This is a genomic window from Parasphingorhabdus sp. (assembly GCF_048267785.1).
GTDB lineage: Bacteria > Pseudomonadota > Alphaproteobacteria > Sphingomonadales > Sphingomonadaceae > Parasphingorhabdus.
This window is the reverse complement of record NZ_JBLWWU010000017.1, coordinates 55,900-68,992: the sequence shown is the minus strand read 5'-3', so window position 1 is coordinate 68,992 and position 13,093 is coordinate 55,900. Positions and strand designations below refer to the sequence as shown.

Annotated in this window: 14 protein-coding genes and 1 tRNA gene; 6 read left to right on the top strand and 9 right to left on the bottom strand. The window is 55.5% G+C overall.

Annotated features, from left to right (window positions below; translation table 11 throughout):
* Positions 1-54: 54 nt before the first annotated feature.
* Positions 55-768 (bottom strand): SIMPL domain-containing protein, encoded by a 714-nt coding sequence (locus ACN0VD_RS13515; RefSeq protein ID WP_417595120.1) that lies wholly within the window; start codon positions 766-768, stop codon positions 55-57.
* A gap of 16 nt (positions 769-784) precedes the next feature.
* Positions 785-1,642: an aminotransferase class IV gene (locus ACN0VD_RS13510; RefSeq protein WP_417595118.1), complete on the bottom strand. Its 858-nt coding sequence runs from the start codon at positions 1,640-1,642 to the stop codon at positions 785-787.
* Between the two features lie 127 nt (positions 1,643-1,769).
* Between ACN0VD_RS13510 and ACN0VD_RS13505 the strand changes: the two genes are divergently transcribed.
* Positions 1,770-3,572 (top strand): ABC-F family ATP-binding cassette domain-containing protein, encoded by a 1,803-nt coding sequence (locus ACN0VD_RS13505; RefSeq protein WP_417595116.1) that lies wholly within the window; start codon positions 1,770-1,772, stop codon positions 3,570-3,572.
* Here ACN0VD_RS13505 and ACN0VD_RS13500 read toward each other — a convergent pair whose 3' ends face one another.
* Positions 3,573-4,094, bottom strand: coding sequence for a DUF6456 domain-containing protein (locus tag ACN0VD_RS13500; RefSeq protein WP_417595114.1), 522 nt, complete (start codon positions 4,092-4,094; stop codon positions 3,573-3,575). It lies immediately after the preceding gene.
* Between the two features lie 87 nt (positions 4,095-4,181).
* Between ACN0VD_RS13500 and ACN0VD_RS13495 the strand changes: the two genes are divergently transcribed.
* Together ACN0VD_RS13495 and ACN0VD_RS13490 are read left to right on the top strand one after the other, a co-directional pair.
* Positions 4,182-4,745: a helix-turn-helix domain-containing protein gene (locus ACN0VD_RS13495; RefSeq protein ID WP_417595112.1), complete on the top strand. Its 564-nt coding sequence runs from the start codon at positions 4,182-4,184 to the stop codon at positions 4,743-4,745.
* A 24-nt stretch (positions 4,746-4,769) separates the two neighbouring features.
* Positions 4,770-5,948, top strand: coding sequence for a glycosyltransferase (locus ACN0VD_RS13490; RefSeq protein ID WP_417595110.1), 1,179 nt, complete (start codon positions 4,770-4,772; stop codon positions 5,946-5,948).
* Here the strand turns inward: ACN0VD_RS13490 and ACN0VD_RS13485 are convergent.
* Genes ACN0VD_RS13485 through yajC form a run of 4 tightly spaced genes read right to left on the bottom strand, consistent with a single transcriptional unit; the run spans position 5,945 to position 9,273 of the window.
* Positions 5,945-6,325: an Mth938-like domain-containing protein gene (locus ACN0VD_RS13485; protein WP_417595108.1), complete on the bottom strand. Its 381-nt coding sequence runs from the start codon at positions 6,323-6,325 to the stop codon at positions 5,945-5,947. The two genes, ACN0VD_RS13490 and ACN0VD_RS13485, sit on opposite strands and share 4 nt — an antisense overlap.
* Before the next feature lie 3 nt (positions 6,326-6,328).
* Complete coding sequence (gene secF / locus ACN0VD_RS13480; protein WP_417595106.1) at positions 6,329-7,312, bottom strand: protein translocase subunit SecF; 984 nt, start codon at positions 7,310-7,312, stop codon at positions 6,329-6,331.
* Positions 7,309-8,913, bottom strand: a complete 1,605-nt coding sequence (gene secD, locus ACN0VD_RS13475; RefSeq protein ID WP_417595104.1) for a protein translocase subunit SecD — start codon at positions 8,911-8,913, stop codon at positions 7,309-7,311. Before secD ends, secF begins: the two co-directional genes overlap by 4 nt.
* 27 nt (positions 8,914-8,940) lie before the next feature.
* Complete coding sequence (gene yajC / locus ACN0VD_RS13470) at positions 8,941-9,273, bottom strand: preprotein translocase subunit YajC (protein ID WP_417595102.1); 333 nt, start codon at positions 9,271-9,273, stop codon at positions 8,941-8,943.
* 201 nt (positions 9,274-9,474) lie between these two features.
* Here yajC and ACN0VD_RS13465 point away from each other — a divergent pair.
* The 3 genes from ACN0VD_RS13465 (at position 9,475) to ACN0VD_RS13455 (ending at position 10,717) form a co-directional block, all read left to right on the top strand.
* Positions 9,475-9,551, top strand: a tRNA-Pro gene (locus ACN0VD_RS13465).
* Positions 9,552-9,938: 387 nt separating this feature from the next.
* The gene (locus ACN0VD_RS13460) at positions 9,939-10,316 is read left to right on the top strand and encodes an SDR family NAD(P)-dependent oxidoreductase (protein ID WP_417595100.1); all 378 of its coding nucleotides are present in this window, start codon (positions 9,939-9,941) and stop codon (positions 10,314-10,316) included.
* Complete coding sequence (locus ACN0VD_RS13455) at positions 10,256-10,717, top strand: SDR family NAD(P)-dependent oxidoreductase (protein WP_417595098.1); 462 nt, start codon at positions 10,256-10,258, stop codon at positions 10,715-10,717. The genes ACN0VD_RS13460 and ACN0VD_RS13455 overlap by 61 nt, the downstream gene beginning before the upstream one ends.
* A gap of 744 nt (positions 10,718-11,461) precedes the next feature.
* Here the strand turns inward: ACN0VD_RS13455 and ACN0VD_RS13450 are convergent.
* Entirely contained in the window at positions 11,462-11,824 is a 363-nt protein-coding gene (locus ACN0VD_RS13450) for a hypothetical protein (protein WP_417595096.1), read from the bottom strand.
* Between the two features lie 12 nt (positions 11,825-11,836).
* Positions 11,837-13,090 (bottom strand): aromatic ring-hydroxylating oxygenase subunit alpha, encoded by a 1,254-nt coding sequence (locus tag ACN0VD_RS13445; RefSeq protein WP_417595094.1) that lies wholly within the window; start codon positions 13,088-13,090, stop codon positions 11,837-11,839.
* Between the last annotated feature and the right edge of the window lie 3 nt (positions 13,091-13,093).

The window sequence follows — 13,093 nt, the reverse complement described above, 5'->3', positions numbered from 1 at the left end:
GCGCAGCGGTTTTAACATCACGTGAATAGCAAGTTCAACCTGTGGCTCATAAAGCTAACGCGTCATTTCATATGTAACATTGAGAGAAACGACCGTTCCGACCTGCCCGGGAGCAATCGGCGGAGCAGAATTCGATGCGGAAGCCTCCATCCGCATCATTGGTGCGTCCGACTGGTGTGACATACCCTCGCTGATCGAAAGCACCCGCACGCCGGTATATCCTTCCGCGCGAGCATAGCTCATAGCCCGTGCTTTGGCGCTGGAAAGCGCGCGTTCCCGCGCCAAATCCTTTAATTTGCTGTCATCGCTGATCGAGAAAGACGGGCCGTTTAAATTGGTGGCACCGCTGCTGACAATCGCATCGAGAATTGTGCCAAGTTTGGAAATATCTTTCACGGTTGCTGAAACCTGATTGGAAACGACATAACCGACAAAACGGTTCTCCCGGCGTTCCTGATCATAATCATAATCCGCCCGCAGATTGATTCCGGTGGTCTGAATGTCCTTTTCGGCAATACCAAGAGATTTGAGCCGGTTTATGACGGCACGCGCCTGTACGGAATTGTCACGCAAGGCCTGAGTTGCGGTCGGAGCCTTCGTTTCGACTCCGGTGCTGAACGTCGCTGTGTCCGGTGCACTGTCGACCTGTTCCGACACGCTAAGCTCAATGACCGGATTCTGGGCGACAATCTCGACATTTGCAGCTTGCACCACATTCATCGGGGTAAATACCAAGGCCGCTCCTGCCAACAAGATCGAAAATTTCATATTCATCTCCATTGATTCAATTTGTTCTAGACGGAACTCTCTGAACGGCAGCTAAATAATTTTGTCGAATTTTTCCTGTTCGTTCACCTGGTTGGCCGTCGCCGATCTGGTGACCGTCAATCTCGACGACCGGCATGATCAGCAATGTCGACGATGTGACAAACGCTTCGGCCGCGTTTTTCGCTTCGTCAATTGAGAAAGCGCGTTCCTCGACCGTTAGTTCCATGGACAATGCCTGGGCGAGCATCTCTATACGCGTGACACCGGGCAGAATACTGCGGTCAAGCTGATGCGAAATGAGCACGCCGTCCTCGCTGATTATATGCGCGTTCTGGGAGGTCCCTTCAGATATCATATCACCCTGCCTCATCCAGACATCATCGACTCCAGCGGCCATTGCCTCCATTTTCATCAGCGATGCATAGAGCAACTGCGTCGTTTTGATATCGCATCTTTGCCAGCGGAGATCGGGGCGGGTAATGATCCGCATTCCGCGATCGACCATCGGATTTTCGATCAGTACCCGGCTCTGGGCAAAGGCAAATATTGTCGGGGCGGTATCCGGTGCAGGCCAGCGATATTCCCGCTCATCCATCACCCCGCGTGACACCTGCAGATAGACCAGCCCTTCGCGGAGATCATTTTCCGCAACCAGATTTTCGGATATGGATGACCAGTCGGCAAAAGCGTTGATCGAAAGTTCCCCCAGCGACCGTTCCAGCCGCGCGATGTGACGCACCATATCGATCAAACGGCCATTGATGACCGAAACGACTTCGTAAACCGCATCCGCAAATAGCAGTCCCCGGTCAAATATCGAGATTTTGGCCGATGATTTGGGGAGATAATCGCCGTTCAGATAGACCGTTTCCAATTCCCGTCCCCATCAACAAAATTGACAATTCCACGCCTTACAATCCGATAAGACGCGGCAGGTCAATGTCTTTGATCAAAAGAGAATACTTGAGCCGGAGCCCGCTTGGCCCTAACGCCCGGGAACCATGGCTCAACCCCCGATCTTTGCATATGAGAATCTCTCGCTCCATCAAGGCGAAGGCTGGCTGTTCGAGAATCTCGACCTGCACGTCGGGCCGCGTGACCGGCTTGCCCTGATCGGCCGCAATGGCGCCGGCAAGACGACGCTGCTGCGCCTGATCGCCGACCAGATCGAAGCGGACAAAGGCCAGCGGATGATTCAGCCCGGCACCAATATCGTCTATCTGGAACAGGAACCGGACTTCACCCCGTTCGAAACCTTGCGCGACTTTGCCATATCGGGCGAGCAAGGCCCCGCCGTGCACGAAGTCGAAGCCATTGCCGATCAGCTGGGGACCGATCTGTCCAAGGGAGCGGCAAAAGCCAGCGGCGGCGAAAAACGCCGCGCGGCGATTTGCCGGGCGCTGGCCTCCGACCCCGATCTTTTGCTGCTGGACGAGCCGACCAACCATCTCGATCTCGGGGCGATTGACTGGCTGGAAGACTGGCTCGGTCGCTATAAGGGCGCGTTCATTACCATTTCGCATGACAGAACCTTCCTGACCCGGCTGACCAAACAGACGATCTGGCTGGATCGCGGTGCGTTGCGGCGTCAGGAAATCGGTTTTGGCGGCTATGATGCCTGGATGGAGAAAATCCATGCGGATGAAGCGCAAGCCGCCAGCAAGATCGACGCAAAGCTGAAGCTCGAAGCGCGCTGGCTGGAACGCGGCGTCACCGCCCGGCGGAAGCGCAATCAGGGACGGCTCGAGAAATTGTGGGAAATGCGCGCGGCCCGCGCCGCAATGATCGGCCCGGCCGGTACCGCCAATCTCAAGATCCAGAACGATGACAGCCGCACCAAGTCGGTGATCACTGCCGAGAATATCTCCAAATCCTTTGGTGACCGCCAGATCATCCGCGACTTTTCGTTGCGCATCCAGCGGGGCGACCGGATCGGTATCGTCGGGGCCAATGGTGCCGGCAAGACGACATTGCTGAAAATGCTCACCGGCGAACTGGAACCAGACAGCGGCAAAGTGACGCTCGCCAAGACGCTCAACGGTGTGTTTATCGACCAGCAACGCAGCTTGCTCGAAGGCAATAAAACGGTCCGCGACGTGCTCGCCGATGGCAGCGACTGGGTCGATGTGCGTGGCGACAAGAAACATGTTCAGGGCTATCTCAAGGAATTCCTGTTCGCGCCGTCGCTGATCGACGCCAAGGTCGGTACATTGTCCGGCGGCGAACAGTCCCGGCTGCTGCTGGCGCGCGAATTTGCGCGGATGTCGAACCTGCTGGTGCTTGACGAGCCGACCAACGACCTCGATCTGGAAACGCTCGATCTCTTGCAGGAAGTGATCGCCGATTATGAGGGCACGGTATTGCTGGTCAGCCATGACCGCGATTTTCTCGATCGCACGGTGACGGTGACGCTCGGCCTCGACGGTAGCGGTACGGTCGATATTGTCGCCGGCGGCTATGCCGAATGGGAAGCCCGGCGCAAGCCGCGGGCTCCGGCGCAGAAAGCAGCCTCCAAACCCGCGCAGTCCGGCAGTCAGGGAAGCCCCAAGACTGCGGGCTCCAGCAAGAAGCTGAGCTACAAGGACCAGCGCGATTATGATCTGCTGCCAGAGCGGATCGAGGCTATCGAACAGCGTATGGCGGAGATCGAAAAGACGCTCGCTGACCCCGATCTGTATACGCGGGATTTTCCGCGTTTCGAGGCGCTGACCAAAGAGAATAGCGCCCTGATCGACGAGAAAGACGAAGCCGAAATGCGCTGGCTGGAACTGGCAGAAGAAGTCGAGCGGCTGGCCGACAATTGATCAGCCGGGCAGGCGGTAATATTCCGCCAGCCGGTCCAGCGCGATTTTCAGCACCAGCTTGCCGGAGCGCGCTGGCCAGCCGAGTTTTTTTTCCGCAACCGGCGCACCCTCCCCACCACAGATGATGCGCCAGGCGATATCCGAAAGATCTCTGCCCAGATGGTTGATAGCCTTGTCAAAGCGCAACCTCGCCGCGATCTGCGCTTCGGTTTCATTCAAAACCACCGGTGCGGCACGCTTCCCGCCAGCAACAGGCGCTGCATCCCAGCGCATCGTTACGTGAGGCGCCAGATTGGCTCTTTCCCAATCCGCGCGCAGCTTTTCCCCGGCATCAAACTGCCGGTCGGAAAGATGCCCGCGGGCATGAAGCCAGCCCAACGGAGATTCCGACAGATTGACCGTAACGCTCCGCGCACGTTTCCGATTTGGGTGGCGATCATTGCGTGCCTCCCCATCCTGCGGCACCGCGCGCTCTGCAAGCAAGCGCGGGTCCGATGAAGTTTTGGCGCCTTTCGTTGGCATAATATCTCCTTATTGGTGATTTTATACCATTGCCATTTCGGTCATATTGTAGGAAAGCATAAAACCATATAGGTTTGGAGATACAGAATGATCAGTCGTATCAGAGAGGTTCGCAAGGCCAAGGGATTGACCCTGGACGAAGTTGCCAGACGCTGCGAACCGCCCACGACCGCACAAACGATCGGACGGCTGGAGACTGGCACAAGAACATTGTCGCTCGACTGGCTGAATCGGATTGCCAATGCCCTGGGCGTGGATAGCGCGGTACTCCTTGCGTTGCCCGAGCAGGAAGAACTGCCAGTTGCCGCAATACTCGACCACAAGGGCGCGCACGCCTTGGGCAAGACCGAAAATATTTATCAACCCACAATAGAACCGGCGATGGTTGCGCTGCGAGTCAAGAGCAGTGTCGGCGATTATCGTGCGGGTGATGATGTCTGGTTATCACGGCGTAGCCCCGAACAATTTGGTGCGGCTCTCAATCGTGACATATTGGTTCCTCGTCCCGCCGGGCGCTATCTGTTCGGCCGCCTGATCGGTCGCGAGGACAATCGCCTCCAGATACTCCCCCTCGGCAGCGGCGCGCGACAGCAAATTGTCAGTGATCCGGAATGGATAGGAGTTGCGGTGCGTCTGGTAAGAGAGCTTTAGGGCCTCGGTGCTAGAAAGCCTGCCATGACCCAGCCGCTCCGCATTCTCACTTTATCGACATTGTTTCCCAACGCGACCACCCCCAATTTCGGGATATTTGTGGAGCGACAAACGGCCGAGCTGGCGAGACGTCCGGCAACCGAGGTAACCGTCCTCAATCCCGTGGGAATGCCGCATTGGCCGCTGAGCGGACTTTGGCAATATCGGGCACTGGCCGATTTGCCCGAACATGAGCAATGGCGCGGGCTCAATGTTTACCGACCCCGCTTCGGGTTGATCCCCAAGGTCGGTGGAGGCAGCAATCCGCGACGGATCGCCAATGCCTTGCTGCCCTTGATAAAGCGGCTGCACGAGAAAGCGCCCTTCGACGTGATCGATGCCGAATTTTTCTATCCCGATGGCCCCGCCGCAATGCGGCTGGCCGAGGCTCTTGGCATTCCCTTCACGATAAAGGCGCGGGGCGCCGATATTCACCACTGGGGTAGCGACCCGAAATGCCGGCTTCAGATATTGCACGCGGCGGAGAAGGCGAGCGCCATGCTCGCGGTATCCGAAGCATTGAAGCGGGACATGGTCGCTCTCGGCATGGACGACGACAAGATTGCAGTTCACTATACCGGGCTCGACCAGGACAAGTTCCGGCCGATCAATCGGGCGAAGGCGAAGCGGACGCTGGGTGTCGACGGCCCCTTGCTCATCACCACCGGCGCACTGATCAAGCGCAAGAACCAGGATATGGTGATCCGTGCTCTGGCAGATGTCCCCGATGCGGTGTTGATGCTTGCTGGCGAGGGGGAAGAAGAACAGAATTACCGTGCGCTTGCAAAACAATTGGGTGTTGCCGAACGGGTCCGTTTTTTGGGGAGCGTACCGCATGATCAACTGCCGCAACTGACCGCCGCGGCTGACATCGCCATTCTCGTTTCCAGGTCCGAAGGCCTGGCCAATGCATGGGTCGAAGCGCTTGCTTGCGGAACACCGGTGATTATCAGCGAAGCCGGCGGCGCACGGGAACTGGTGAACAGCCCGGTCGCCGGACGGATTGTCGATCAGAATGTCGAAGCGATTGTCGCGGCCATCAAAGCAATCCTGACAGAACCGCCGGAACAGGAGATGGTCCGGTCAGCAGTCGGCCGGTTCAGCTGGGAAAACAACGGCGATCAGTTGCGGTCGATATTGGGCAAAGCCGCAAGAAAAATCTAAGCCAGCGGCAGGAACGCTCCGACAATCCAGCGTTCTTCCGCTCGCAACACTCCCCATGTTCGCGCCGCCGCCCGGCTGTCCATGACCTCCAGCCCCATGCCTGCTGCCTCTACTTCGCGCCGGAAGGCTGCCGGAGGCTGCAACATGGACGGGCCGCTGCCTAACAGCAGAAATTCAGGAGCGGGCGACAGGTTCAAGCTGGATAGAATCTCCGCAAGATCAAGCCTGTCCAAATGCGAAACAGCCCAGCCCAAAGCCTGTTCGGGCGAAATCAGAAGGCCCTGATTGAACCGCTGATCACCGATTTTGAAGCCACTGGAGGTGAATCCGGTGATGACCGGACCGACGAAATCGACATCTTTGCGCAGTTCGACCAAAGTTCAGCCGACCTGTTCCGGTCCGCCTACCCTCTCGGTTTTATCGCTGCCGGTATCCGTCGGTACAAATGTATCCGGCCCAACCTTGAGCCAGATCAGAATAGGAGCAGCCATATAGACAGAGCTATAAGTTCCGACAAACACGCCGAAGAACATCGCCACCGAGAAGCCGAAAATCACGTCCGGGCCCCAGAGGATCAGCGCACCCAGCGCGATCAGCATGGTCAGGCTGGTCATGACCGTCCGAGCCAGTGTTTCATTCACCGACAGGTCGAGCAAAGCGATGATGTCCATCTTGCGATATTTCTTCAGATTCTCACGGACCCGGTCAAAAACCACGATTGTATCGTTGAGCGAATAGCCGATGATTGTCAGCAGTGCCGCAACAATATTGAGATTGAATTCCATCTGGGTCAGCGCAAACAGGCCAAAGGTCAGCGCAACATCATGGAACAGCGCGAACAATGCGCCGATACCAAACTGCCACTCAAAGCGTATCCAGATATAGATGGATATCGCAATCATAGCGAACAGTAGCGAATAGGCACCGGTTTCAAACAGCTCCGCCGACACCTTTCCGGACACTGACTCCACCCCATCGATACGGACATCGGGATAATCGGCCTTGATCGTCGATACGATCTTTTCCGTCATTTCTGCGGCGGCTTCCGGGCGAGATTCCGCTTCGGCCGGCAGCCGCATCCGGATCGACACCTCGTTGGCATCACCAAATCGCTGAATGGTTGCTTCGCCATAGCCCAGGCCGCCGATCCGATCGCGCAATTCCGCTATCGGCGCGGTTTCGGTCTCGGTGAAAGTTGCCTGAATCATCTGGCCGCCAATAAAGTCGACGCCAAAATTCAGCCCCTTGGCAGCCACCAGTCCGAGTGATGCTATGATCGTCAATATACTGAAGGCCATGGCAATATTACGCCATTTCAGGAAACCGATATTGGTATCATCCGGGACAAGTTTCAATAATTTCATATCAACAACTCCTGCGGACGGGCACGTCTTACCCAGAGCGCCACCAACATCCGGGTTACGACCACGGCGGTGAATACAGAAGAAATGATGCCGATCATCAACACGACCGCAAAACCTTTGACCGGTCCGGAACCGAACATGAAGAGCAAGACACCGGCAATCACATTGGTCACGTTCGCGTCGAGAATGGCCCGCGATGCTTCCTTATAGCCGACCTCGATAGCCTGGACCACGCGTCGCCCTCGCCTGCGCTCTTCCCTGATCCGTTCGTTGATCAGCACATTGGCATCAACAGCCGACCCCACAGTAAGGACAAAGCCCGCAATACCCGGCAATGTCAGGGTCGCATTGAACATCGCCATGACCCCGACAATGATGAACAGATTCAGAGCAAGGGCGAAATTGGCGTACATGCCAAAACGGCCATAGGTGACAACCATGAATGTCAGAACGGCAACGGTGGCGATGATCGAGGCGATCATGCCCTTGTCAATCGAATCCTTGCCAAGATCGGGACCAACGGTGCGTTCCTCAACGATCTTCAATTCCACCGGTAACGCACCGGATCGCAACGCGATAGCCAGCTGGTTCGCGCCTTCCACCGTGAAATTACCGGAAATCTGCGCAGATCCGCCAAGAATGGGTTCATTGATGTTGGGCGCTGACAACACTTGACCATCCAATATGATGGCGAAGGGCCGCCCGACATTATTCTGCGTCAGACGTGCAAATTTTGACCCGCCTTCGCTATCGAAGGTGATATTGACGACCGGTGCATTGGTTTGCGGATCAAATCCCTGACCGGCATCGGTCAGCTTGTCACCACTGATCCCCCCAAGGCGCTTGACCGCGATATTGGGTAATCCGGTCGGATTATCAGGATAAGGGAAAATCTGGCTGCCTACCGGTGGCCGGCCCTCTGCCACGGCGTTCGGGTCTGCTTCAAAATCAACCAGCTTGAATTCAAGCTTTGCTGTCTGTCCGAGCAGGGCTTTCAGCGCTTCGGGATCATCAAGTCCCGGCACCTGTACGACAATCCGGTTGTCTCCTTGCCGGATGATCGTCGGTTCACGCGTGCCCATCTCATCAATCCGGCGACGGATCACGTCGGTCGCCGTTTCCATGGCATTCTCGACAGCATTGTCCAGCCCCGCAGCTGTCGGGGTCAGTACAAAGCGCGTATCATCGCGCACTTCGATATCCCAGTCGCGCTGGCCGGTCAGACCTGCACCGCTGGTGAGCGGAAGGATTGCTTCGCGTGCGGCATCAACCTGAGTGCTGTCGCGAACCATGAAGCTCAACACACCGTTTTTGCGGGAAATATCACCGATTCCGATCCGCGGACTGGCGCGGCGCATTTCCGCCCGCACCGATTCTTCCATCGTCTCGAGACGAGTCGTCGCGACATCAGCCGGATCGGCTTCCAGCAAAATGTGGCTGCCGCCCTGGAGGTCGAGCCCCAGATTGATGGTTTCATTCGGTAAAAAGCCAGGCCAATATTGCCTTCCATTTTCCCCTATCAAACTGGGAATTGCCATTAGGACGCCAAAGGCCAGTAGCAGAGAGATGGAAATGACTTTCCAGCGCGGGAAATCGAGCATCGGAACTAACTTTCTATATCACCGCGTTCAGTCGTTCGCGGGCTTGGCACCACCGCGTGGCATGACATCCGACAGGGTCGCCTTGACCGCCTTGACACGGACACCATTGGCGATCTCGACTTCGACAAATTCATCGTCAACCTTGACGGCCTTGCCCACCAGACCACCGCCGGTCACGACCTGATCATTCTTCTTGACCGCGCCGACCTTGTCCTGATGTTCTTTCATCTTCTTTTGTTGAGGCCGTATGAGCAGGAAATAGAAAACCGCGAAAATCAGTACAAGCGGCATGACTGAAATCAGAAAGCCCCCGGCACCGCCAGCACCCGCTGCAGCAGATAATATAGAAATACTTGTCATGAACCCGTCCCAATGATTACAAATTGTTATTTGTGGTGGCGCGGCTCTTGTTTCAAGCCCCTGTACTGCCAACCCCAATGATGCGCGCGCCTATCACGCACTCGCCGAGGGCGCAATATAATCCGTATGCGGGAAAGGTTGGAATCAGGACGCAAACGACTTGCCAAGCCCCATCGATCTCCATATATGCGCAGCCTCGGTCGGGACGTAGCGCAGCCTGGTAGCGCATCACACTGGGGGTGTGGGGGTCGGAGGTTCGAATCCTCTCGTCCCGACCAATTGATAATGATTCCCAACCAGAAACCGCGGTTTTCCTCGACTTTGAGGACGTCCCAACATGCGGTTGAGAAACCTGAATCCCAAATTGCGCACCTACCTGTGCACCTTTTCCAGACAAACGCCTTGTTTCACAGCATCGGCCATTCGGACATGAGTGTCTATCGGCGGGGCCAAAACTACTGGTGGCGCCGACGCGTCAGTTTGGGAAATCCAGCAAAATTATCTATAATGCTCCGTATAACGCTAAAAACTCCGGATAAATCCGTAGCAAGGTGCATCGAGGTGGCAAGCTTTGTCAATTCCCGACGCGTTCCACAAATGGCCGATGCTGATGAAGCGTGAGCGGCACACCCCAATAGTTCCGACGGAACCTATTCGGCCTTACCATGAATTTGCGGGGTGCCGAACGCGCCGTAGAGACAGGATATAACCTCCAATCGCGCGCAGTCGCCCTTCATTTGTCGGCGCATAATAGCGGCGGCGTCGCTGTAAACGACTACCATCTCGACAGGGCTGAGACCGTGGCCGAAGAAATTCGCGCCGCTGGCGGAAAGGCGATTGCGGTTCAGTCTGACGTGACGGATCTCGATGCCGTCAAAGACATGGTTGCAAAAATCAAGGCCGACCTGGGGCCGGTTGGGACTTTGATTAACAATGCCGGCAATATGGGTGCCAATCCGACCGCAGAAGTGATGAAACCATTTTGGGAACCGGACCAGAAGTCTGGAACCAGTCGATCGGTGTCAATCTCTACGGCGTCATAAATTGCACCGCGGCCGTCATGCCTGATTTGATTGAAAGAAACGCGCCAGGCCGGGTCATCACCATCATTTCCGACGCGGCGCGCAATGGCGACGCGGGCCTTGATATTTATGCCGGCGCGAAAGCCGGTGCGGCAGGCTTTATGCGCAGCGTAGCCCGCAGCGCCGCACGGTTTCAAGTCAACGCCAACTGCATCGCAATCTCCGCCACCCGCACCCCCGCGATTGAACAGCAACTGGCTGATCCAGAACGGGTGAAAAAAATGTTCTCTCGCTACATTGTACGCCGCCCCGGCGAACCCGATGATATCGCCAACATGGCGCTTTTTCTGGCCTCAGATGCGAGTTCCTGGATCAGCGGACAGACTTATCCGGTAAACGGCGGATTTACACTGGCTCTCTGAACATGGTTCTCGAGCTATTTTTGTCGCCTGTAAAAGCCCATCCGGGGGATAGGCGGCGACGAAAATCCCGCAGCGTAAGCAAGGGTCTCCAGGCGTCATCAGAACATTTTGCTCCGCTGGTTATTTAGCCGTGCAAACAGCAGGAAGCTTCGCGTCCGCTCACGGCTCCATTTGAAATTTTCCGCTTACAGCGGCGACGTCCGCCTGCCCTTTCCAAACAATCAAAAACCGCCAGTCCGCGAACGTCCCAATGACGGTCTGTCCGAAATGCGCCCAATATTAGTCACTGAAACCATGCCGCAACTGTCTGAAAGCGGACATTAGTCGGCCGATGCTAGAAACGGCGGCGATTGAATACGGGTGCCTCAACGTGATCATCCGGGTCACAGAAATTTCAAGCCAGACTATTCAGGAAATCGGCGCGGGGTAAAGTACCATCTGGGCCATTGGCAGCATCAACCAGCGCGATCACGGCGCGCCGCGCCAAGGTTGGGTCCTTGCCGAAGAATTCACGACACTTCGATACAGCTAACCGTCCGACCGCAATCATTTACCCGCTTTGAATGATTGTAGGAGAGCAGGCATCGCATCAACCACTAAATCTGTCTTTCAAGATCCGCTCCGGAAGTGCTTTCGAGCGCATTTGAGCCCAATCATTTCCGTCACGACTGTTGCGATAAACCCGAAAGGCTGGTCTATCTGGTTAGATCGACAAAAGATCGTTTGAGGATTAGACCGCCCTCACTACGATATGTTCCCGGCAGACTGCAGATTGCCGTGCCCCGGTACGAAGCGCCGCGCAGAGAAGCTGTGCGGAACTTCTGAGCTTCCGCCGTAAAGCTCCTCATGCGGAGATGCTTCAGCGAAAGCTGCGGCGAGATTGAACAGATTGGACTGCGCTTCGTCCATCCCATCCAGAGGATAAGCCTGCAATTCTGATAGCACCGAGTCCAGTCTCGGCATCATCGCACTATAGAATATGGCAAAATCTTCTTTGGATGCACACCAGCGTATTTGATTGCGCCCATCTTCGGTCGGTCGCGCCCAGTTTTTTACGAGCGGCCCGAGGTCTTCAAACCCTTGGGGCAGTAGTATTTCCGTATTCATTTAACTATTTCCTTACTGGGCCAGATATTTATCATGCATGCGTGCGGCGTGGCGGATCATAAATTCTTGATCCATCAATTGCATCTCATCGATCGCACCAGAACGAATGCCGGTGAAAGTATCCTCCATCGTGGCAGTATCCTCCAGCCAGGCATTCCGGTGTAACGCGTTGACGTGCAGTTGGGCAACGCGCTCAGCAGCATTTCGTGCAGGTCGGAAATAATTAACCCCTTCCCATAGCGTGCGCCCGTGATCGAGCGGCCAAAACTGGTGCGTAAAATAGGCTAGCCCCGGATAACCGCAGCCAGAGGCCAAATGAATCAACAGATTAGGAAAAATATTCGGCAATTCGAACTGAAAATCTGATCTTCCGGTCGGATTGATTCCCGGTGGCAGCATATCTGGGCGTGGACCATGGTGACCATCCTTATGAAGCAGGCCAGCAAATTTTGCCGTGGACTCCGCCGTGTCCATGCCTTCTCCATAAATAGCAGAGGAAGCGTGCGGCCCGATCAATTTGAAATCACCAGGCTCAATCCCCTTAAAGCCGGGCAGCGATCCCGCATGGATGGTCGGCACATGATAGGCTTCGGAAAAGGCATATTGTGCCACTTTCCAATTACATTCAAGGACGGTCGAATAACGGAACGCCGTCGTGGCTTCTGCATATGGATATCCGGCAAATAATTTCCCGAAATCACCCAAAAATTCCGCCAGCGGTTGCTTTGGCTGGTCCGCGAAATTAATGAAGATAAAGCCTTCCCAAATATCGCAAGCGATCTCGCGTAAACCAAGACATGCCTTATCAAGCTGACCGAAATTCTCCTCCAATGGGACCGAGCGCAACGCTCCATCGGTGCCAAATACCCATCCATGAAAGCGGCAAGAGAGAACATTCGCCCGCGCATTTCCGAATGTTTCCGATTCCTCGGTAGGTACAACCTTGTTGCCGCGATGGGTACACACATTATGGAATGCACGTATTTTGCCATCTTTCCCGCGCACAATCAGAACAGATGCATCTGCAACAGCCAATTCTTTGACCTTGTAATCACCTTTTTCAGGAATCTCCCAATCGGTCGAAACCTTCAACCAGCAATTTTTAAAGATTTTTTCCCGTTCAAGCTCGTAAACGTCGGGATTACGGATCGCGTCAACGGAAATGGGATCAACGCCCAATTCTGTTCTGATGGTATCAATGGTCCGGTCAAGATGGCTAAATGCTTCTGCTCCGCGGCGGAGCTCCTTGCTATTGGCTATATTCATCAG